General features: G+C 46.5%; 20 protein-coding genes. 14 read left to right on the top strand and 6 right to left on the bottom strand.

Annotated elements, in window-relative coordinates; all coding sequences use genetic code 11:
* Positions 1–14: 14 nt before the first annotated feature.
* Positions 15–641 (bottom strand): porin family protein, encoded by a 627-nt coding sequence (locus VL525_RS04350; RefSeq protein ID WP_325383733.1) that lies wholly within the window; start codon positions 639–641, stop codon positions 15–17.
* A 167-nt stretch (positions 642–808) separates the two neighbouring features.
* Between VL525_RS04350 and VL525_RS04345 the strand changes: the two genes are divergently transcribed.
* The 10 genes from VL525_RS04345 to VL525_RS04300 all read left to right on the top strand — a co-directional run bounded on the left by VL525_RS04345 (position 809) and on the right by VL525_RS04300 (position 9,453).
* The gene (locus VL525_RS04345; protein WP_325383731.1) at positions 809–1,660 is read left to right on the top strand and encodes a methylated-DNA--[protein]-cysteine S-methyltransferase; all 852 of its coding nucleotides are present in this window, start codon (positions 809–811) and stop codon (positions 1,658–1,660) included.
* Between the two features lie 57 nt (positions 1,661–1,717).
* Entirely contained in the window at positions 1,718–2,410 is a 693-nt protein-coding gene (locus tag VL525_RS04340) for a 2OG-Fe(II) oxygenase (protein ID WP_325383729.1), read from the top strand.
* Complete coding sequence (locus VL525_RS04335; protein WP_325383727.1) at positions 2,407–2,673, top strand: Ada metal-binding domain-containing protein; 267 nt, start codon at positions 2,407–2,409, stop codon at positions 2,671–2,673. Before VL525_RS04340 ends, VL525_RS04335 begins: the two co-directional genes overlap by 4 nt.
* 15 nt (positions 2,674–2,688) lie before the next feature.
* Positions 2,689–3,312 carry a Pr6Pr family membrane protein gene (locus tag VL525_RS04330; protein ID WP_325383725.1) on the top strand — a complete coding sequence of 208 codons (624 nt, stop codon included), beginning with the start codon at positions 2,689–2,691 and terminating at the stop codon, positions 3,310–3,312.
* A 76-nt stretch (positions 3,313–3,388) separates the two neighbouring features.
* A complete protein-coding gene (locus VL525_RS04325; protein ID WP_325383723.1) occupies positions 3,389–3,988 on the top strand; it encodes a hypothetical protein in 600 nt (199 codons plus the stop codon).
* Between the two features lie 357 nt (positions 3,989–4,345).
* Positions 4,346–4,549, top strand: a complete 204-nt coding sequence (locus VL525_RS04320; RefSeq protein ID WP_325383721.1) for a hypothetical protein — start codon at positions 4,346–4,348, stop codon at positions 4,547–4,549.
* A gap of 231 nt (positions 4,550–4,780) precedes the next feature.
* Entirely contained in the window at positions 4,781–6,310 is a 1,530-nt protein-coding gene (gene guaA, locus VL525_RS04315; RefSeq protein WP_325383719.1) for a glutamine-hydrolyzing GMP synthase, read from the top strand.
* Positions 6,267–7,520: an ABC transporter substrate-binding protein gene (locus tag VL525_RS04310; protein WP_325383717.1), complete on the top strand. Its 1,254-nt coding sequence runs from the start codon at positions 6,267–6,269 to the stop codon at positions 7,518–7,520. Before guaA ends, VL525_RS04310 begins: the two co-directional genes overlap by 44 nt.
* Entirely contained in the window at positions 7,517–8,677 is a 1,161-nt protein-coding gene (locus tag VL525_RS04305; protein ID WP_325383715.1) for an RsmB/NOP family class I SAM-dependent RNA methyltransferase, read from the top strand. Before VL525_RS04310 ends, VL525_RS04305 begins: the two co-directional genes overlap by 4 nt.
* A gap of 239 nt (positions 8,678–8,916) precedes the next feature.
* On the top strand, positions 8,917–9,453 hold the full coding sequence (locus VL525_RS04300; protein WP_325383713.1) for a DinB family protein: 537 nt from the start codon (positions 8,917–8,919) through the stop codon (positions 9,451–9,453).
* A gap of 126 nt (positions 9,454–9,579) precedes the next feature.
* Here VL525_RS04300 and VL525_RS04295 read toward each other — a convergent pair whose 3' ends face one another.
* The 3 genes from VL525_RS04295 to VL525_RS04285 all read right to left on the bottom strand — a co-directional run bounded on the left by VL525_RS04295 (position 9,580) and on the right by VL525_RS04285 (position 11,973).
* Positions 9,580–9,816, bottom strand: coding sequence for a hypothetical protein (locus VL525_RS04295; RefSeq protein WP_325383711.1), 237 nt, complete (start codon positions 9,814–9,816; stop codon positions 9,580–9,582).
* Positions 9,817–10,225: 409 nt separating this feature from the next.
* Positions 10,226–10,798, bottom strand: a complete 573-nt coding sequence (locus VL525_RS04290) for a MarC family protein (RefSeq protein WP_325383709.1) — start codon at positions 10,796–10,798, stop codon at positions 10,226–10,228.
* A gap of 5 nt (positions 10,799–10,803) precedes the next feature.
* Positions 10,804–11,973 carry an MFS transporter gene (locus VL525_RS04285; RefSeq protein WP_325383707.1) on the bottom strand — a complete coding sequence of 390 codons (1,170 nt, stop codon included), beginning with the start codon at positions 11,971–11,973 and terminating at the stop codon, positions 10,804–10,806.
* 200 nt (positions 11,974–12,173) lie between these two features.
* Here VL525_RS04285 and VL525_RS04280 point away from each other — a divergent pair, with 200 nt between their 5' ends.
* The gene (locus tag VL525_RS04280; protein WP_325383705.1) at positions 12,174–13,739 is read left to right on the top strand and encodes an ATP-binding protein; all 1,566 of its coding nucleotides are present in this window, start codon (positions 12,174–12,176) and stop codon (positions 13,737–13,739) included.
* Between the two features lie 21 nt (positions 13,740–13,760).
* Entirely contained in the window at positions 13,761–15,518 is a 1,758-nt protein-coding gene (locus VL525_RS04275; RefSeq protein WP_325383703.1) for a PAS domain-containing sensor histidine kinase, read from the top strand.
* Between the two features lie 84 nt (positions 15,519–15,602).
* Here the strand turns inward: VL525_RS04275 and VL525_RS04270 are convergent, their stop codons facing one another.
* Positions 15,603–17,141, bottom strand: a complete 1,539-nt coding sequence (locus VL525_RS04270) for an amino acid permease (RefSeq protein WP_325383701.1) — start codon at positions 17,139–17,141, stop codon at positions 15,603–15,605.
* 195 nt (positions 17,142–17,336) lie between these two features.
* A complete protein-coding gene (locus tag VL525_RS04265) occupies positions 17,337–19,592 on the bottom strand; it encodes a sodium-translocating pyrophosphatase (protein ID WP_325383699.1) in 2,256 nt (751 codons plus the stop codon).
* A 151-nt stretch (positions 19,593–19,743) separates the two neighbouring features.
* Between VL525_RS04265 and VL525_RS04260 the strand changes: the two genes are divergently transcribed.
* Positions 19,744–21,180: an APC family permease gene (locus tag VL525_RS04260; protein ID WP_325383697.1), complete on the top strand. Its 1,437-nt coding sequence runs from the start codon at positions 19,744–19,746 to the stop codon at positions 21,178–21,180.
* Complete coding sequence (gene dacB, locus VL525_RS04255) at positions 21,152–22,564, top strand: D-alanyl-D-alanine carboxypeptidase/D-alanyl-D-alanine endopeptidase (RefSeq protein ID WP_325383695.1); 1,413 nt, start codon at positions 21,152–21,154, stop codon at positions 22,562–22,564. Before VL525_RS04260 ends, dacB begins: the two co-directional genes overlap by 29 nt.
* Positions 22,565–22,595 lie beyond the last annotated feature (31 nt).

The following is a 22,595-nucleotide window of genomic DNA, read 5'->3' as shown; positions in this document are numbered from 1 at the left end:
CTGTTTCCGTCAAATTATTTTCCTATCGGGAACAAAAGCCCTACGTTAAAGCTTGACCGGATATTTTGGAAAGTACCATCGCTGTCTTTAAATACATTATTGAGGCCGCCTTGCCCGTCGTATTCAAAAAACACACTCGCGGTGCGCGATACCGGTACTTTTACACCGAGGCCAAAGGCAATCCCCACATCTGTGCTGGTAAACAACGGTTTTATATCGGCGCTATTTGATGATTCGTTCGCGCTTGCTAAAAAGCCGACATACGGACCAAAATCCAGGTACCAGTTGCGTTTTCTGCCGAAATGCCAGTTGGCCATTATTGGTACGGTAAAATAATTAAGGTGATAATTAACGCCGTCTATCTCGGTGCCATCCTCCAATTGTATAAAGCCGTTACCCCAACCTTTCTGGTCGTAAATTACTTTGGCTTTGACGCCCCAGCGATCTGAAAAATAGTATTCGCCCGAAATACCAAAATTAACGCCAACTTTATAATCGCTGTTCTCGCCCGTGCCCGAATACTGTACCGAAGATGTATTCAGGCCCACATTAATGCCGAATTCGCCATTGTTCGGGGCCTGGGCAAGCGCAGTTGTGTAAATACCTGATAAGATAAGAATTGCTGTAAGAATTTTTTTCATATTTAGTGATCTGGAATGTTGTCAAAAGTAACCATAAATTAGCCAAAATATTGTCCCGGTGAATGGGAAAATGCTATTATACAAGAGAATTGACACGCAAATGATAGCAAGAACCGGGTTTTACAGCGCTACCTGCCGGGGTACCTTTGTTATATAAAATTAAGACAATGGAAACACAGGAAACGATCAACTATCAGCGTATAGCTGATGCGATCAACTACATCAGGACAAATTTCAAGGATCAGCCCAACCTGGATGATATAGCCGAAAAAGTGAATATGAGCCCCTTCCACTTCCAGCGCATGTTTACAGACTGGGCAGGCATCAGCCCAAAAAAATTCCTGCAATATTTAAGCGTGGAATATGCCAAAGGTATACTAAAAGAAAAACAGGCCACTTTATTTGATGCGGCTTTTGAGACGGGTTTATCCGGTACCGGCCGGTTACACGATCTATTCATCAATATCGAAGGTATGACACCCGCCGAATATAAAAATGGCGGACTGGCGTTGCAGATCAATTATAGTTTTGCAGACAGCCCTTTCGGCAATATCCTGGTGGCATCCACCTGCAAAGGCATTTGTTACCTTGCCTTTGCCGATGACCGCGATGAGGCTTTCAAAGGCCTGCAAACGCAATTCCCAAATGCACGCTATAACCAAGTGGTAGACCATGTACAGCAGGAAGCCATGTTTATTTTTCAAAAGGACTGGTCTAAACTCTCCAACATCAAGCTACACTTAAAGGGAACCCCGTTCCAGCTAAAGGTATGGGAAGCATTGCTGCGGATACCGATGGGCGGACTGGAAACTTATGGCTCACTGGCAAAGGAAATACAGTCGCCCAATGCAAGCCGTGCGGTAGGCAGCGCCGTGGGTGATAACCCGGTAGCCTTCCTGATACCCTGCCACAGAGTGATCCGTTCGACAGGCGAATTTGGCGGTTACCACTGGGGGCCAACCCGCAAATCGGCCATTATTGGCTGGGAAGCTGCGCAGGTTCACAAAATGGCGGTATAAGCCCCCTCTAAATCTCCCCAGGACGGGGGAGACTTTTTGGTCACTTAATTAAATTTCATGAAACAAGAAATTGATCAGCTGGACTGGCACCAGGTTGCCGGGCAGATGAACGACAATGGCTATTCCGTTATAAATAACTTAGTTACAACTACGGAATGCGACGACCTGAAAGCGGGTTACGATAATAAGGACCTGTACCGAAAAACCATCGTCATGGAACGTTACCGCTTTGGTTTGGGCGAGTACAAATACTTTAATTATCCACTGCCCGCTGTCATCGAAAATATCAGGCAAAGGGTTTACCCCCACCTTGCCCCTATCGCCAATAAATGGATGGAAGTATTAGGAATAGAAAAGCATTTTCCAGGCATATTGCCTGAACTATTGGAGCAATGCCACATAGCAGGTCAAAACCGACCAACACCTTTGATGTTACGATATGGCAAAGGAGGTTACAATACCCTGCACCAGGACCTTTATGGTGATATTTATTTCCCCATGCAGATGGTTTTGTTTTTGGATGATGCTTACGAAGGTGGCGAATTTGTGCTGATAGAGCAACAGCCAAGGGCACAATCCAAAGCTATTGTCCTGAAACCAAGGAAAGGAGATGCGTTGATATTTACCACCAACTTCCGCCCGGTGAAAGGTACGCGGGGTTATTACCGGGTTAATATGAAGCATGGCGTAAGCCAGGTAACATCGGGCAGCCGGCATACCTTAGGGATCATCTTTCATGATGCAGCATGATAGCGCATACAGCTATGGGAGAAACGCCGTGCCGGCGAAGCCGAAAACTCAAGGAACTAATAAACAATGGCGAAGTACAGTGGGGCGGCAACAAAAAACTGAAGGTATACGGCACATTAAATTGCGCATCGGGTAAGCGGATGAAGGTTGGGAACCGGGTATTTTTCCGGTCGGAACAGGAAGCAAAAGAAATGGGGTTCCGGCCCTGTGCACATTGTATGCGGCAAGCATATTTATTATGGAAAGCAGATTCGTATATTTAGGTCGCAACCTGCAGTATGAAAAAATCCCTTTCCCTATTATTTGCTTTGATCGGGTGGTTTGCAGTGACAGCGCAATTTGTTTTGATGATCGAAAACAGAATGGCGCCGGTAGCTGAAACCATCATTCGCTTTTTTAGCTTCTTCACCATCCTTACAAATATCCTGGTGGCCGGTTATTTTACGCTGCTTTCTTTCAAGCCCGCAATCGTACACAAGCCCGGCATACTTACTGCAGTTACCGTTTATATTTTTATGGTGGGGTCGGTGTACCAGTTTGTACTAAGGGCAACCTGGAAACCAGAGGGTTTGCAACTCATCGTCGACGAACTTCTTCACACGGTCATACCGGTTTTAGTGATCATTTTCTGGACTATGTACGAAAATAAAAAAGCGGTAACATTCGGGCAAATCCCTAAATGGGTCATTTATCCAGTGGCTTACCTGGTGTATATTTTAATACGCGGAAGCGTTTCAAATTTTTACCCATACCCCTTTGTCAATGTCAGCGAAATAGGCATCACAAAAACCCTTTTAAACTCCGCGGCTTTAGTATTAGTGTTTTTCATGATCGCCACGCTGTTTGTTACTGCCGGCAGATATTTTTCGAAAAAGCGGCAAGAGGGAGCGGCTTCGTCGTAAATTTCCCAACTACACACTACACAGTAATGTATATTCGTTGGTTAATACGATATTTGTTTATCTCCGCCTGACTTCCATGCTTAAAAGATACTTTTTCCTGCTGATAATGGGTTCAATGGCAACCCTGGCAAAGGCGCAAACAACCGATACCGTATTGCTCAACAAGCTGGGTGATTTCGATATGGCAACGCTGAATGACGACAGTTATGGGGCGCTTATGGCAGGTGAAAATATATTAGCCGACACGGCCAAGCTATCGCCCGGGGCCCGTGTAGCATTTTTTGCAAAGCTGGCCAAAGTTTATGATGATGCGGAACAGGATGCAAAAGCAGTCATTTATTACGAAAAAGTAGCCGCTGCCGAGCCTGATTATTTTGTGGCCCAGCGCGCCCTGGGTTACCTGTATAACGACCGCGCCGAAGGCATCCAGTTGAAGCTGTACCGAACACCGGCAACAGACCCATCTTATGATCAAATAGCTGATGCCTATAAAAAAGCAGTGCGTAAAGCCCTGCCCTATCTTGAAAAGGCCCAGGCTTGCGATCCGGATGATGATACCATGGACCTGATCAAAACCTTATATACGAACATCAATGAAAAGGACGGGTTATTAACATTCCTGAACCGCCTGCCTGACCTAAAAGCGAAGTGCGTGGATTTGCTGGATGATAAGTAGCATCTTCTCACAATCATAAATCAATAAGCTTAAGGGAAGTCTTGTCCCGGCCAGTCATATAACTCTTTTCCGGCTTCAAAATATTTTTACAAAAACATTTGTTATTGCTTAATAATTTATTCTATATTTAACTAATGGTTTAGTTAGCACTTCGCCATCGCCTTATTTTATTAGAATACACCTAAATCAATCTGGTAAGATCTCCCCAAATTTTACCAATACTAAATATCAGATATGCACTTATACAACTATAAAGAAACTTGTCGCGAAAAGTAAAGAAGCATGCACTTTGATACTACATGCCGCCAAATTGCCGGGCGTGGATACGGCAACTTTTATCTAACTATAAGCGTTTTTATGAAAAACAAAGTAAAACTCAGCAGAGATGAGATGAAAAAAGTTGCAGGTGGTACCCCTCCTACCTGCACGGTTACCTGCTATTTTCCGGGCGGGGGAATTACAACCGTAACCGTGGGGAATTATCCGTTTGGCTCGGGCTGCAACGACCCTTACCTGCATTGCCCTGACGGTGCAACATCTGCTACATGTGCCTGCCCTTAATCAGGCATCCTTACATTAATTAACAACAATGTTAGGCGATAGCCAATAATCAGACTTACGAAGTATAAATACTTCGTAAGTTTTTGATTATGCAGACGCGGAATCTGTTTAATTCCCTTCCGGTCTTTCCGGCTCCTGCCTGCCGGCAGGTGGATACGCGGACTTTCGGACTAAACCAACTTTTCAACCTTCCAACGTTATAACCTTCCAACAAAAATCCTATCTTTGCCCATGCAAGAAAAAATCCTGATTCTTGACTTTGGTTCGCAATTCACACAACTCATCGCGCGCCGGGTCAGGGAGCTCAATATCTATTGTGAGATCCACCCCTTCAATCACTTTCCCGAACTTGACAGCAGTGTAAAAGGTATCATCCTTTCCGGCAGCCCTTATTCCGTTCGCCAGGAGGATGCACCGCTTTTCGATTTTGCCAAATACCATAAAACACTGCCTATTTTAGGTGTATGCTATGGTGCGCAAAACATAGCCCATTTTAATGGCGGCGAGGTTATGAAATCGAGTACCCGCGAATATGGCCGGGCTAATTTGAATTATATCGGGAAAGGGAACCCTTTATTTAAAAACGTTCCTTCCGGTTCACAGGTATGGATGTCGCATGCCGATACCATCGTGAGCCTGGGACAGGACTTCGAGATCATTGCCAGCACCGATACCGTAAAGGTGGCGGCGTTCCACATTAAAGACACGCAAACCTTCGGCATACAATTTCACCCCGAAGTAACCCATAGTATTGACGGCAAGCAATTGCTGGAGAACTTTTTGGTTGATATTTGCGGCTGTAAGCAGGACTGGACACCAGATTCATTCATCGAAACTACTGTTGCCGGACTGAAAGAAAAATTAGGGGATGATAAGGTTGTCCTTGGTTTATCAGGCGGCGTCGATTCATCGGTTGCGGCGGTGCTGCTTCACCACGCCATCGGCAAAAACCTGTATTGCATATTTGTCGATAACGGTCTGCTGAGAAAGGACGAGTTTGAATCGGTACTCGACTCTTACAAGCACATGGGCCTGAACGTAAAAGGCGTTGATGCCAAACAGCGTTTTTATGATGCCTTGGCAGGGTTGACCGACCCCGAGAAAAAACGCAAGGCAATCGGCCGCGTGTTTATCGAGGTATTTGACGACGAGGCGCACCAGGTACAGGATGTGAAATGGCTTGGCCAGGGTACCATTTACCCGGATGTGATCGAATCTGTTTCAGTTAAGGGTCCATCGGCTACCATCAAATCGCACCATAACGTTGGCGGTTTGCCCGATTTTATGAAGCTGAAAGTAGTTGAACCGCTGAACACGCTTTTTAAAGACGAAGTTCGTAAAGTAGGCAAGGCATTAGGCATCGATCCGAATATTTTAGGCCGTCACCCCTTCCCTGGTCCTGGACTGGCTATCAGGATATTAGGCGAGGTTACCCCGGAAAAAGTGGCTATCCTGCAGGAAGCCGATGCAATTTATATCAACAATTTGCGGTCGGCCGGTGTTTACGATAAGGTTTGGCAGGCCGGCACTATATTTTTGCCGGTGCAGTCGGTAGGTGTTATGGGCGATGAGCGTACTTACGAGAACGTGGTTTGCCTTCGTGCAGTGGAATCACTGGACGGCATGACCGCCGATTGGTGCCATTTGCCATACGACTTGCTGGCCAAAATATCCAACGAGATCATCAACAACGTCAAAGGAATAAACCGGGTAGTATATGACATCAGCTCGAAACCGCCTGCTACTATCGAGTGGGAATAGATGGTTATTTTTTATAGGTATTGCCTTGCTGGCCGCAGCTTGTTCGCCCAGGTTACGCCCTGTCACTACTGTTGCACCTAAAAAAGAACAGCCACCCGTTGTAAAAAAAGAGCAGGAAAAGCCCGAAACGAAGCCGGTTTCAGCCAAAACGGCAAGCATAGCCATGCTGTTGCCAATGGAATTGGATAATCTTAATCCCGGCGGGGCGTATAACTCCACCACACTGTCGCACGCTAACCTGTCGCTCGATTTTTACCAGGGTTTCAAGCTGGCGCTGGATACGCTTGCCGAACGCGGCTATAATTTCAAACTTCAGCTTTTTGACACCAAAGACCAGGTACCCGAGGCGCAAAGCCTGGGCTACAACGCCGCCATACGCAGCAGCAACTTAGTTGTAGGGCCGATATTCCCCGAGGATATGCACGCTTTTGCCGATATCCTTTCGGGGCCGCCAAAGCTTATTGTATCGCCCCTGTCGCCGGCTTCGCCATCAAACATTAAAAACCCTAACCTGGTTACCGTGGCTACCCCGTTGGTGTACCATGCCAAAGGCGCCGCTGATTATATCAATGAGCATTACAAACCGAAAAAAGTATTCATTCTTAAATCTGGGTTCAGCGACGAGAATAACTACATCACCCCCTTCAAAAAGCAAATTGACAGTGTAGGCAAGGGCAAGATAAAAGTGGTGGCCGAGGTTATACAGCGCGGGCAGCTTAACGGACTAATACCGCAGTTATCAGCTACTGAAGAGAATGTATTCTTGGTGCCCTCAACCAACCAGGGTTTCCTGCTGGTAACACTTCACTCGCTCGATTCATTATCAAAAAACTATAAGGTGGTGGTATTCGGCCACCCCAACTGGCGCAAGTTCGCTTACCTGAAAACCGATCTGTTGTCTGACCTGAAAACGCATATCACCTCTACAAGCCATGTCGACTGGAAGGACGCGGCCATAGCCGCCTTTGCACGCGACTACCGCAGGGCCTACCGTACCGAGCCAAACTATTATGCCATTATGGGGTATGACGAGGGCATGTACTTTGGCGGTTTGCTTACTGGCGGCACCGACATCAAAACGCTGGATAAAGCCGATTTTACCGGCATACTTAACAAGTACCATTTCATCAAACGCCCGGGCGTGGGCTGGATAAATACGCACGTAAATGTGCTTCAATATGATAACTTTGAGCTGAAAAAAGCAGAATGAAGGCACTTAACCAGCTTAAGACATTTCAGCGAATATTGGGTAACTACCCTGCCGAAATGCCCTTAAGCAAGTTTTTGCCCGGCTTCTATCGCCAAAACAAACAAATGGGCTCTACCGACCGCAAGGTAGCCAGCCGGCTCATTTACAACTACTTTCGCCTGGGCAAAGCTTTGGACAACACGCCAACCGAGGAACGCCTGATGGTAGCCGAGTTTTTGTGCAACAGTCAAACCAATTCCTTTTTACAGCATTTTAAACCCGAATGGGCGCTTTGTGCCGGGTTTGATATCGGTGAAAAACTGAAACTGGTTAAAACCGCCTACCCTGCTTTTAAGCTGACCGACGTTTTCCCCTGGTCGGCAGGGCTGTCGGATGGTATTGATAAGGATGCTTTTCTGAAATCGTTTTTTATTCAGCCCGATCTGTTTATCCGCGTACGCGAGGGTTCGGAAACGATGGTGAAAGGTGTGCTGGCCAAAGCCGACATTACTTATAAGGACGAAGGCAGCGGCTGCCTTGCCCTGCCCAACGGCACCCGGCTGGATGCCCTTTTTCCGCAGCAGAACTGGTTCGAGGTGCAGGACTATTCATCGCAGCAAACCGCCAACTGGTTTAAGCCCGAACGGTGGGATGCCTGGTGGGATGCCTGCGCGGCATCAGGCGGTAAATCCTTGTTACTGCACGAATTACAACCTGATATCAAACTGGTGGTATCCGACATACGAGAATCCATTTTGGATAACCTCGATGGCCGCTTCCAGAATGCCGGATTGATCAAATACCAAAAAAAATTGCTCGACCTCACCAAAAATATCGACCCGGAACTGCACGATTACGCCTTCGACGGTATCATCCTGGATGCGCCATGCAGCGGATCAGGCACCTGGGGCCGTACGCCGGAGATGATCAGCCAGTTTCAACCACAAAAAATAGAGTTTTTCCAGCGCCTGCAACAAAGCATCGCTGCCAATGTTGCCAAATACCTTAAACCCGGCAAGCCGCTTATCTACATCACCTGTTCGGCACAAAAAGCCGAAAATGAAGACGCCGTCAGTTTTATGGTGAAACAACTGGGCCTGAAAGTTGAAAGCATGCAGATACTGAAAGGCTATGAACGCCGTGCTGATACCATGTTTGTAGCGAGGATGGTGAGGTGAGTCAGAAATCGGCGGTCAGAAGTCAGAGATTATGTTGAGGTCAGACCTGTCCTGAGTTTATTAGAAGCATGATGGATACAGGTCAATAGGCGTACTTCGACGGAACTCCTCAAATCATGGCTAACACCTTTTTTGTCAATTACCACATATGGTACTGATAATCAATTATTTATATAATTAAGTTCTAAAATTGTGTTAACCATGTTAACCCTCTGCTTTGCCTGTAGTAACTTTGAGCCATGTTTAAACGAACCTTCCATATCGGATTTGGTGAACTATGCGACCATTCATTAGATTACTTACAGGGCATGTTGAAGGATGCGCGGGTTACTACCATACTGTCGCTTAAAAACCTGGCGGTGCACGAGATTGACTGGCAATACAAACCGGGGTGGAATACCATCGGGGCCTTGCTGGCGCATATGGTGGGTATCGAAAATTATTTTCGGGTCGAATTTGTGGAGGGGCGAAAGTTTACCGATGAGGAAACTCAAAAGTGGTTGCCGGCAATGGATATGGGCGAATACCTGCCGCAGCTGATCATCGGGCAGCCGGTTGAACATTATATAGCCGAACTTAGCCGGTCGCGGGAGATGATGCTGGAGTCGCTGACCGGTATCACGCATGCCGACCTTACCCGGCGGATAGATGATTACGATGCCGAAACGGGCTGCAACCTGGCCTGGGTTTTATACCACATGGCAGAGGATGAAATATACCACCGCGGGCAGATCAGCATCATCAGGAAGTTGTATAAGGATATGGAGGGGAAATAACTCCGTGGGATGCATAACACATAGGCATTGGCGACGAGGTTGCCGCGTCGCTACGCTCCTCGCAATGACAAACTGGGGCGTTGTATCACTGTATCAATCCACAACAAGCGATACAAGTGATACAGTTTAATTACTGATGTACGCCGGGAAATACAGCATCCTGGATTTAGTTTCGGTAACCAGGCTCTGGCTTTTTGTATCCAGGGTTGATACCAGCGGGCGGCCGCAGCAATTGCAGCTGTGGCGGGTAAGTAAATTTTCTGTCGTTTCGGGCATGCGGGTTTCAACCATTAACTGGAAAACCGAATAGGGGCATTGCATATTAATGCAATATAAATGATAAACTTCTGCTGTCTTTTTCATGATCTGTTGGTTTTAACAGATCAAAGTTGTTGAATCGTGACCAGCGGATATATAGACAGGATTATGAAAGCGATGTAGTTGTTTGGTTGACGGGCCCGGCCCCCCTGCCATGTCATTTCGAACGAAGAGAGAAATCTTATACAAGCAACAAGCAGGGCGTTTAAGATTTCTCCTCGTTTCACTCGTCGAAATGACAGGAGAGTTAGTTTGACCTGCTGTATCGCGTGTATCACTGTATCAAACCAAAGCAGGTGATACAAACGATACAGTCCGGCCTGTCATGCTGAGGCTCTCGAAGCATGGTGGGCAAAGGCCTATATGTACACACTTCGAGGGCCTCAGTGTGACACCCTTTTTTTAATCAGCTTTCCTTCCGGACTTATGCGGACTTCCGGACTTTCCGACTAACCTACAAATGCGTATTACTCCTGAACAGCTTAATGGCTATCGCCAGCAATATCACCCCAAAGGCTTTGCGCAGGATGCTTACGCCGGTTTTGCCGAGCAGTTTTTCGAGCCATTTTACATTTTTCAGCACCAGGTAAACAAACAAGGTATTAAGCACAATACCCACAATGATATTTTGCGTTTGGTATTGCGATTTAAGCGACAGCAGGGTGGTCATGGTACCGGCGCCGGCAATAAGGGGGAATGCCAGCGGAACAATAGAAACGGTATCGGGCACGTCGTCTTCCTTAAAAAATTTGATGCCCAGTATCATTTCCATCGCGATAAAAAATATCACCAGCGAACCGGCAATGGCAAATGAGGCAATGTCGATACCGATAAGGCTAAGCAAACCGTTTCCGGCGTACAGGAAACCTACCATCAGTATCAATACCGCAACCGACGCTTTTTCGGATTGAATATGCCCGGCCTTCTGGCGCAGTTCGATAATAACGGGAATAGCGCCCATAATATCGATAATGGCAAAAAGGATCATCGTTACCGAAATGATCTCTTTAACATTGAATATATCCATAGCTTTTAATCTTGTTGTTTTTTGCGCATGCGCATACTAAATAACAAAGCTATTAAAATATAAAATGCTGACAGGAAGAATATTGCATGAACTGACAATGCGCCGATAAAACCTGCACCTATGGGGCCCAGTATCTGCCCTAAGGAAACATAGGATTGGTTGATACCCAAAACCTTCCCTTGTTCGGCCCGCGAATTGTTTTCGGCAATAATGGCATTCAGCATGGGGTTACGTAAGCCGTTAAACAGCCCGTACACCGTAAGACATGCGCCGAATATGAGAAACCCTGTGGCAAAGCCGGCCAGGAACATCGCGACAGCACAAAATATAGTAGATATAACCAGGATGAGTGTTTTTGATTTGAAGGCTTTGGTTGCTGCCGGTACGCTAAGCTGCGCGCAAATGCCAACAATGCTGAATGCGGCAAAGAACCAGCCGAGGGTGGTGGTATCTACCTTCAGCACGTCGATACTGAACACCTGGAAGCCTATAACCATAGTGAACTGCGCCATCGTCAATAAAAACCCGGTGAATATGGCTGTGCCGACGATGGGTTTGGTCATGATGGTAACCAGGGATTCAAATATTTCGACGTAACGCGGCGACGGGGCATTTTTCTTGCCTTCGCCATTGGTTTCCTGCAAAAAGAATATCGAACACAATACACCCAGCAGCGACACCCCTGCCGCAAAATAGAACGGCACCTGCAAGCCGAATTTGCTTAACAACCCGCCAATGGCCGGCCCTATAATAAACCCGAAGGCGAAAGCTGAGCCGAGGATACCGAAGTTTTTGGAGCGGTTCTCTGCCGTCGAGCTATCCGATACCATAGCCTGCGCCACGGAAATATTACCGCCGGTAAGGCCGTCCAGTATCCGCGAAGCGAACAACATCAGCATGCTGCGGGCTTCGGCAAATAAAATAAAGGAAACGAACGTGCCCGCCAGGCTGATGACCAGTATGGGCTTGCGCCCGAACTTATCTGAAAGCGCGCCCAGCAGCGGCGTGGCAAAAAACTGTGCTATGGAAAATGATGCGGTAAGCAGTCCGAGGGTTTGCTTGGTAACGCCGAATTCCTTGCCGTATTGATAGATAAGCGGGACAATAAGGCCAAAACCCAGTGAATTGATGACGCAAATAAGTACTAATACCCACAGGTTTTTGTTTCCCCGCATAAATAAAATTCACAAATAATAAGAAACGGTAATATTAGGTGTTTGCCCGCACAACGCACGCCATGGCAATAAAAAAAGTGGCATCTGCACATAGCCGGGGCTATAACGGTTTTAATATTATAAAATTTTATCCGGCTGCTATAACCTAATATAAGTATTCCCGTAAAAGTAGCTGAATCTAAAGCAATTATAAATACAAAATGAACGAAGTTAATACATCAGTTTTGGTAATTGATGACGAAGAAATGGTGAGGGACAACATTGAGGACATCCTGATACCACGTAACCAATCCGAAGAGCAGGAGGACATTGATAATGCCTTCGACGTACTGTTTGGCAATACTAAACCATTGCTGCTGACACGTACTCCCAGCATTCCGGTGTTCACTGTCGACAAGGCATCGAACGGTATGGACGGCCTGAAAAAGGTTCAGAAAGCTGTTGAGAACGGTACGCCTTATGCAGTTATCTTTTTAGATATGCGCATGCCCGGCTGGAATGGTTTGGAAACCGCCATTGAGATTCGTAAGATAGATGCCAAAGCTGAAATTATCTTTATTACCGCCTATAGCGACCGCTCTATCGATGAGATCGTCGACCAGGCAGGCCAGAATGTGGGTTATCATTGCAAACCGTATGCTCCCGAAGAGATCATCCAACTGGCCACCAAAGCCTGCACCGATTATAATAAGCTGCGGAATTTAGAGAAACTGATAGAGTCGATAGCGAATATCGGCCTGAATAAAAATCAGCTTAATTCATTACTAAAAAATATACTCGAACAGCTTGCCGGCTCATTGGATACCAACATGGCCCTGATAGGCAAACTGGATAAGGACCTTAATTACGAAAAGATACTATCCATTGGCGCCATTGAAGAGCGCATTAACATGGACGAGCTTACCGCCCGTGTAAAAGCTGCCGACCTGGAAAAAGACGAGGTTTGCCAGCTGGACGAGTTGGTGCTTGCCCGTATAGAAAACTATTATGTTTTTGCCCTGCTTCAGAAAGTTGAAAAGCTGAAAATGGAAAAAATGTACCTGCTGAAGCTGTTTGTACAAAACGCTGCACATGCTATACGCAATGCCGAATTGAATGACAAACTGATACAGAAGGAAAAACTATCAGCTGTGGGCCAGGTTATCGGCATGGTAATGCACGACCTGCGCACGCCCATCAAGAACATCAAATTTATGACCGATATGATGCGCGAAGAAGGGGCCGAAAACGACCTGATAGACATGATAGACCAGTCGGCAGAGCAGGCATCGGATATTTTTGAAGACTTTTTAGATTTTATTAAAGAGATACCCGTACAGAAAAAACCTGTCGACCTGAATAAGATAACGCTTGAAGCTATTGACCAGGCTAAATGTTTGGAAGGATGCGGCTGTATATCGATACAGGCCTATATGCCCGACGGCCTGATAGTACCCGGCGACGAGAGCAAACTGCGCAGGGTGATAAGCAACCTGGTGAACAACGCCGCCGATGTATTATTCGACAATAAGGTTCAAAATCCGTTTGTACATATTTCTGGCTGGGTTGAGGAAAAAAACCTGATGCTTGCCATTTGTGATAACGGGCCGGGCATTCCGCAGGATATAATTGGCACCCTGTTCGATCCTTTTGTTACCAAAAACAAAAAGAATGGCACCGGGCTTGGCCTGGCTATCGTAAAGCAGTATATCAACGCTCATGGCGGCAGGATATCTGTCAGCAACAATAAAGGCGCTGTGTTTACCATCTGCCTGCCGCTGGCTTAACCTTTAATAGCTGTAAACCCAATGATGGATTTTGTTTTAAAGAGCGAAGCTGCCGATAAAAGCTCGGTTCAGCATACCGTGGAGGAGCTTGAACAAACGATAAAAAAGTATCGTGCGCTCATCTCGTCGTCGAACACCGGCGCATGGGAGTATTTCCCTAAAGCTGATTTCCTGGATTGCAACAGTGTTTATTTTTCCATGCTTGGCAGGGATATTAACGATTACGACCTGTCTGGAAGGAAAAACCTGGATAGCGTTTGGGCCGAGCTGATACACCCCGAGGACAGGATGATAGCTGTAAGCTGTTTTTTTGACTACCTGGTTAACCCGGTGGGCATGTATGAGAACTTCTTTCGGATGAAACATGCTAACGGAGGCTGGGTTTGGATATGTTCGCGCGGAAGCTCGCTTAAAGATGAAGCAACCGGCAAGATAACAAGCCTGATAGGAACGAATATTGACGTAACCGGTCAAAAAAAGGCCGAATCGGATATACAAAGCGAAAAGATATTGCTGCGTACGCTGATAGACAATTTGCCCGATACTATCTATGTAAAAGACGCTGAAGGCCGAAAGATAATTGCCAACAAAGCTGATGTAGCCTGCATTGGGCTAAATTCGGAGGCTGATGTGATCGGCAAGAACGATATCGAACTTTTTCCAGGCGAAATTGGGGAAAGGGGTTACAGCAACGATATGGAAGTACTGGGCGGCAAAGCGCAGTTTGACAAGGAAGAATTCTTTTTTGACAAGGACGGAAAGGAACGCTGGCTATCAACATCCAAGGTGCCGGTTTATGGCAAATCGGGCGTAATAGAACGTATATTGGGGATAGGCCATGATATTACCGAAAGGAAACGTTCGGAGGAAGCACTGAAGAAGCTGAACGAGGAGCTAAATGCACAATCGGAAGAATTGAAAGTGCTGAACGGCCAGATACTGCTTCAAAAAGAGCAGGAGCTTGAGAAGGCCATTGCCCAGGGCAAATTCGAGATCGCTTCTGAAGTTTTGCATGATATTGGTAATGCATTGGTTGGCTTTGGCTCGTACCTGAACAGGATCAACCGTGCAACTGAAAAGAACAGCCTTGACGCACTGAAGAATCTCAATGCCTTTCTGAAAAATCAGCACGAACTTTTGAGCAATGCCATCGGCGCGGATAAGGCAAATGCTTTAGCCACCATAACCGAGGGCATCTCGAAAACACAGGCAGAAAATCAAAAGGAAATAAGCACCGCCGTAGGCGAGTTATTGCATATTGTATCGCACATACAGGAGATACTGAATATTCAGCGGCAACTGGTGCGCAATCACGGCCCGGCGCAGGAGCGCAAACCGGTTAACCTGGTCGACCTGCTTGACAATTGTCGTTCGATGCTGCTGGCATCAATGGAGAAAAAAGGCGTTAAACTAAGCGTTAATATCAAAGCAGGCAACCACGTGGTCAAAGGCGACCATACCAAGCTGATGCAGGTTATACTGAACGTGATGAAAAACAGCCTGGAAGCCATCAACATGGAAAGCGAAGGCAAATGCATTACCATTTCGCTGGATTCGGCCGACAAACACATCGAACTAAAAATAACCGACAACGGACAGGGTTTTGATAAAGAGACCAGCCAGAAGTTTTTCCAGCGTGGTTTCACCACCAAAAAAAGCGGTACAGGCTTAGGGCTTTACAATTGCCGCTCTATCGTAGAGAGCCACGCCGGTTCTTTCGATATCAGCAGCGATGGGCCTGGCTTAGGATCGGTAACTACTATAAAATTTGCTACTTAATTTGCCTCATAAACAGTTCACAATGCAAACAGCCCCGGATCGCTCCGGGGCTGCTTTGTTTATTTAAAAATGCTAACGGCGCCGTTAGCCCAATTTTTCAAAATCAGAGGCGGTAGGCAATGCATCGCCTGTGCTACCAAGTTTGCTATTTTTCTTACTGTAGCCAAAATAGATCAGCAACCCTACGATCATCCAGGCAAGTGCACTTAATTGGGTACGGCCAGGTAAACTAATTATCATCGCAGCGCAAATAATTATACCTAATATCGGAACAAGCGGAACAAGTGGTGTTTTGAACGGCCTTATCAGGTTTGGATCTTTTTTTCGCAATACCATCACACCCACGCATACGACCACGAATGCAAACAGAGTCCCTATTGATGTCAGGTCCCCCGCGACGGTCTCGGGCAAGAACGCTGCAAATGCTCCCACAAAAAGGAATAACAGCATATTGCTTTTATAAGGTGTCCTGAATTTAGGGTGAAGATCAGAGAATACTTTTGGCAACAAGCCATCTGTCGACATAGTATAAAACACACGCGACTGGCCCAGCAGCATCACCAGTATAACTGACGAAAAGCCGAGCAATATGGCGACAGTTACGAGGGTAGACAACCATCCGTAACCTGTCATGTAAGTACTGATAGCGTAGGCTACTGAGGCTTCCTTACCAGCGTGCATAAAATCCTGGTACGGGGCAACGCCTGTTAATACCCATGAGAAAAGGATATACAGCACAGTGCATATCACCAGGGAACCAAGTATACCTATCGGCATATCCTTTTTTGGATTTTTCGCTTCCTGTGCAGCTGTCGATACCGCATCAAAACCAATAAAGGCAAAGAACACGATACCAGCACCTCTTAATACACCACCCCAGCCATGCCGGAAGAAATCGAGATAGGAATATGTGGTACCATCTGGCAATAATGCCGCAGGAGCAGTAGCAGGGATAAGATATGGTGTGTGGTTCTTAGCCTGTATAAATCCCCAACCTATGGCTATAAACACTAATACAATGGCTACCTTCAGTATAACGATAATAGCATTAACGATAGCAGATTCCTGGGTGCCTTTCACAAGCAGTAACGAAAGCGCCAGTAATATGACCAGGGCCGGCAGGTTGATGATTCCATGATGATGAACGCCATTGACAATTGCCGATTCCATAGGTGAGTGGCACCATTCATAAGGAATTCCCTTACCAGGCGCTCCCCCGCTGAGCAGCCGGTTGGCATACTCGCTCCAGCTTATCGACACTGTAGCAGCACCAAGTGCGTATTCCAGTATCAGGGCCCAGCCAATAACCCAGGCAATAATTTCGCCCATAGTGGCATAAGCGTAAGTGTAAGCACTGCCCGCTATGGGAATTATAGACGCAAACTCCGCATAACATAAACCTGCAAAGGCGCAGCCAATAGCCGCAATAATAAATGAAATGGTTACAGCAGGACCGGCAAAACCGCCTGCTGCAGCGGCGGTCCTTACAAAAAGGCCCGCACCGATAATAGCTCCGATGCCCAGGGCAATCAGACTGCCCGAGCCAAGCGTCCGTTTAAGGGATTTTTCCCCGTCCGCGGTCGAAAGCAGTTGCTGGATAGATTTTTTTACGAATAAACTCATTATAAGATCAGTTGTTGTTTTATTGAGATAAAATCAGTTTTTCCAAACGTAATTAAATTTATTCAAATCCTAAAGCCTTGCATGCAACAAAGGGATAACTGCATGTTTTTACAAAACAGGATTGATACAAATTAACCCCATCCACGCAAAAAGGCCTCCTTTCGGAAGCCTTTTCATTTTATTCTGTTTGGTTTGTTAACCTTTCTTGTCTGTTTTCATTACCGGTACGCTTTTCATCTGCATTACGATCTCTTTTTTAATGGGGTGATCGATACTTGCTGCTTTCGGTATCTTGTTTGCATTCAAATGCGGTGCGATAACCAAAGAAACGATCGACATCAGTTTGATAAGGATGTTCATTGAAGGGCCCGAGGTATCCTTGAACGGATCGCCAACGGTATCGCCTGTTACTGATGCTTTATGCGGATCAGATTTTTTGTAGTGCATTTCGCCATTGATCTCTACACCTTTTTCGAATGATTTTTTAGCGTTGTCCCAGGCACCACCGGCGTTACTCTGGAATATACCCATCAGCACACCAGATACGGTTACACCGGCTAACAAACCGCCTAAAACTTCCGGCCCGAACAGGAAGCCTACAATGATAGGAGTGATCAAAGCGATCAAACCGGGGGCAACCATCTCGCGGATAGAAGCTTTGGTTGATATGGCCACACACTTTTCATATTCAGGCTTTGCTTTGTATTCCATAATACCCGGTATCTCGCGGAACTGGCGCCGAACTTCTTCCACCATCGCCATGGCCGCGCGGCCAACTGCCGAAATAGCCAATGCCGAAAATATGAAAGGTATCATACCGCCAACAAATAAACCAGCCAGCACAGGCGCTTTATAAATATCTATATGCTCGATACCTGCTACACCCACAAAAGCGGCGAATAAAGCCAGCGAAGTTAATGCAGCAGAAGCGATAGCGAAACCTTTACCCGTAGCAGCAGTTGTGTTACCTACTGCATCCAAATTGTCTGTGCGATGACGAACTTCCGGCGGCAACTGGCTCATCTCGGCAATACCGCCTGCGTTATCAGCTATAGGTCCGAAAGCATCAATTGATAACTGCATTGCAGTAGTTGCCATCATGCCGGCAGCGGCGATTGATACGCCGTATAATCCTGCACAATAATAAGACCCATAAATACCGGCAGCCAGCACCAGGATCGGCGCTACTGTCGATTCCATACCAACTGCCAAACCACCGATGATATTGGTAGCGTGACCGGTTGACGACTGGCGAATGATACCCAATACCGGGCGTTTACCCATAGCGGTATAATACTCAGTTATCATCGACATCAAAGTACCCACTACCAGGCCAACTAAAATAGCGCCGTAAACGCCGTTGCGTGTAAAGTGTGAAGCACCATCTTTCAATATGCCGGTCGCACTTTCGTCGCGCACCATGTGCAGGTCGTCGGCAGGCAGCATCCATTGCACCAGGAAGTAGGTAGCAATAGCTGTCAATATGATCGACATCCAGTTGCCTATATTTAAGGCATTTTGAACGCTAGAAGTTTCACTTTTGATTTTAACGAAGTAAGAGGCAACTATTGAAAATATCAGACCTAAACCGGCAATAACCATTGGTAACAGAACCGGGGCAATACCGCCGAAGTTATCGTGCGATACGATCTCGCGGCCCAACACCATGGTAGCCAGCATAGTTGCCACGTATGAACCGAACAGGTCGGCGCCCATACCGGCAACGTCACCTACATTATCACCTACGTTATCGGCAATGGTAGCCGGGTTACGCACATCGTCTTCGGGAATACCGGCTTCAACCTTACCTACAAGGTCGGCGCCTACATCGGCAGCTTTGGTATAAATACCACCACCAACACGGGCAAACAGCGCGATGGATTCGGCACCAAGAGAAAAGCCCGCAAGCACTTCAAGTGCTTTGGCCATAGCTTCGCCATTAATATTGGCGCCGGTAACGTTCTTTACATACATCGTATAGAAAACAATGAATAAAGAACCTAAACCGATGATAGCCAAACCGGCTACACCCAAACCCATTACTGTACCGCCTGTAAATGACACATTTAAAGCCTTAGCCAAACTGGTACGGGCAGCTTGCGTTGTACGCACATTGGCTTTGGTAGCAATGCGCATACCGATGAAACCTGCAAAGGCAGACAAAAATGCACCTGTTACAAAGGAGATAGCGATAACCGGGCTCGAATTCTCGACCGTGGTGCCTGACCAGGCCAGTAAAATTGCGGCAAGCACTACGAAATAGCTTAGAATTTTCCATTCAGCTTTCAGGAAAGCCATCGCCCCATCAGCAATGTGTCCCGAAAGTTCGGCCATGTTGGCATCCCCGGTTTCCTGTTTGGTAACCCAGGCAGATTTGCCGAGCATGAACAGGATGCCGATGATCCCCATAACCGGAATAAAATAAATTAAGTTATTGTACAAAAAATCCATATTAAAATTTTTGGTTTATAAATGATTGTTTTTAAGCGTGATTGCGTTCAAAAATAATTTGCCCGCGAAAATAACAAATTTAATTTCTTTGTGACACATCGTCCAATTATAAATTTTTAAATAGCTTAGGAGCTTAAACCTGTTACAGCGAATGAAGGAAGATTTGAAACAACCCCACTTAAAACATGAGCTCGGTTTGCTCGACGGCACCATGCTGGTGGCAGGCTCGATGATCGGTTCGGGGATATTTATAGTAAGCGCTGATATTACGCGTAATGTAGGCTCGGCAGGGTGGCTGATCGTGGTATGGCTGATCACAGGCTTTATGACCCTCACAGCAGCCTTAAGCTACGGTGAACTGAGCGGAATGTTCCCGAAAGCAGGCGGGCAATATGTTTATCTGAAAGAGATATACAACAAACTGATGGGCTTCCTGTACGGCTGGAGCTTTTTTGCCGTGATACAAACCGGGACTATAGCGGCCGTTGGCGTAGCTTTTTCGAAATTCACAGCTTACCTGATACCGGCAGTAAGCGAAGATAATATTTTGTTCAACCTCGGTTTCATAAAGATCAGCGCAGCACAAATAGTATCTATTGGCGTCATCATATTGTTAACCTTCATTAACACCCGCGGCGTAAAAAGCGGGAAGATCATTCAAACTACCTTTACTTTAACCAAAATACTAAGTTTGTTCGGCTTGATCATTTTTGGCTTTTGGGCTCTCAATAACAATACCTGGCACCTGAACTGGAGCAATGCCTGGACACTGCATAAACTGAATACCGATGGTAGCTTTGTTGAATATACAACTGTTGCTGCTTTGGGCGCGATCGCTGCGTCTATGGTTGGTTCCATTTTCAGCAGCGACTCGTGGAACAGCGTAACCTTTATAGCAGGCGAGATGAAAAACCCTAAACGGGACGTAGCGTTGAGCCTGTTTTTGGGAACCATGATCGTGACGCTCATTTACGTAGCGGCTAACGTAATGTACACAGCCGTTTTGCCCTTGCACGATATCGCAACTGCGGATAAAGACCGGGTTGCAGTTTCGGCTTCGCATGTGATATTCGGCAACGGCGGCACCATTGTTATCGCAGTGATGATCATGATCTCTACTTTTGGCTGTAACAACGGGCTGATATTTGCAGGTGCAAGGGTTTATTACACCATGGCTAAAGACGGGCTATTCTTTAAGAAAACAGGGACATTGAATAAATTCTCCGTTCCGGAATTTGGCTTATGGATACAAGCTTTGGTAGCATCTATTCTTTGCCTTAGCGGAAAATATGGCGACTTGCTGGATATGATCTCATTTGTGGTAGTGTTGTTCTACGTGTTGACAATAATTGGCATTTATAAACTCCGTATTACCCGGCCCGATGCCGAACGACCTTATAAAGCCTTTGGCTACCCGGTATTACCTGCCATTTATATCGTGATGGGAATAGCATTTTGCATATTGCTCATCATCTACAAGCCAAACTTTACCTGGCCGGGCTTAGGTATTGTACTATTGGGTATCCCGATCTATTATTTTTCTCAGCGTAATTCAAAAGATGAAGTTCCGGCGACTACTGATAATTAGTTTTATATGTTTAGGTGAGTTAGCGAACGCACAGACTTTACAATCAAAGCTGCAGTCCGCATTCAACCGCCTGCAGCAGGATAGCCAGTGCAAATACGCGTCAGTTTCGTTAACCGTGCTTGATGCCAAAACCGGCGAAACCGTATTTGCAGTCAATCCGAACATGGGTCTGGCTACGGCCTCTACTTTAAAAACCATCACCTCTATCACCGCATTTAATATTTTAGGTAAAGATTTTCAATATCGGACCCAGTTTGGCTATACCGGCACTATAGACCCAAACGGAACATTGAACGGAGACCTCATCATCAAAGGTTCAGGCGACCCAACGCTGGGCAGCTGGCGATACCCCGGGCATAAGGAAGGCGAAATACTGACCCAAATGACTACTGCCCTGCAAAAAGCAGGCATTAGAAAGATCAACGGGCGCGTTATTGGCGATGATTCGATATTCGGTTCGCAATCAGTACCCAACGGCTGGATATGGATGGATTTGGGTAATTATTACGGGGCCGGCACATCGGGCCTTACCTGGCGCGAGAACCAGTTTGACATTAAATTGAGGACTGGTCGCGTGGACAGCCCGATTGGCGTGTCAAGAACTGTTCCTTTAATGCCGTATTTAAATTTCAAAAGCGAACTGTTAAACGCCCCTGCGGGGACGGGTGATGATGCCTACGCTTATTTGCCCGTTGGCGGTAAAGTGATGTACCTTCGGGGTACTTACGCGCAGGACCAGGAAAAGAAATCCATCTCCGCAGCCGTGCCCGACCCGGCTTATGACGCGGCTTACCGTTTAGCCGATACGCTGCAGCGCATCGGTATTATGGTAAGCGGTGGCGCGGAATCAACCGGAACGCTAACGGCCAAAGGTCAGCAGCTACCGCAGATCGCACAAAACCTGGCAACTATATCATCCCCCACCTTAAGCAAGATAGTTTACTGGCTGAACCAGAAAAGTATAAATCTGTATGCCGAACAATTACTGAAGACCATTGCCTGGAAACAGGGCAAACAACCGACAACTGATAATGGCGTAGAGGTTGAGCAGGCTTTTTGGAAAAGCAAAGGTATCGACCCAAACTCGCTGAATGTAGTCGACGGCAGTGGCCTATCCCCCGGCGACCGGGTAACTACCTTGACCATGGCAACCGTTCTTAGATCAGCCAAAGGCGCCGACTGGTATGCCGATTTTTACGAAAGCCTGCCTACCTACAATAATATGAAAATGAAAAGCGGCAGTATTCTAAACGTGCTTACCTACGCAGGTTATCAAACTCATAACGGGCGCGAACTTTGCTTTTCTATTATGGTCAATAATTTCAATGGTTCAAGCAGGTCGGTTAAGGAAAAGATGTTTAGGGTGTTGGATGAGTTAAAATAAACGCCACCTCATGTTGAACTTGTTTCAGCAT

It is taken from the genome of Mucilaginibacter sp. (assembly GCF_035492695.1).
Classification (GTDB): domain Bacteria; phylum Bacteroidota; class Bacteroidia; order Sphingobacteriales; family Sphingobacteriaceae; genus Mucilaginibacter.
Note: the sequence above shows the minus strand (reverse complement) of the source record. Positions and strands in the feature narration are given on the sequence as shown.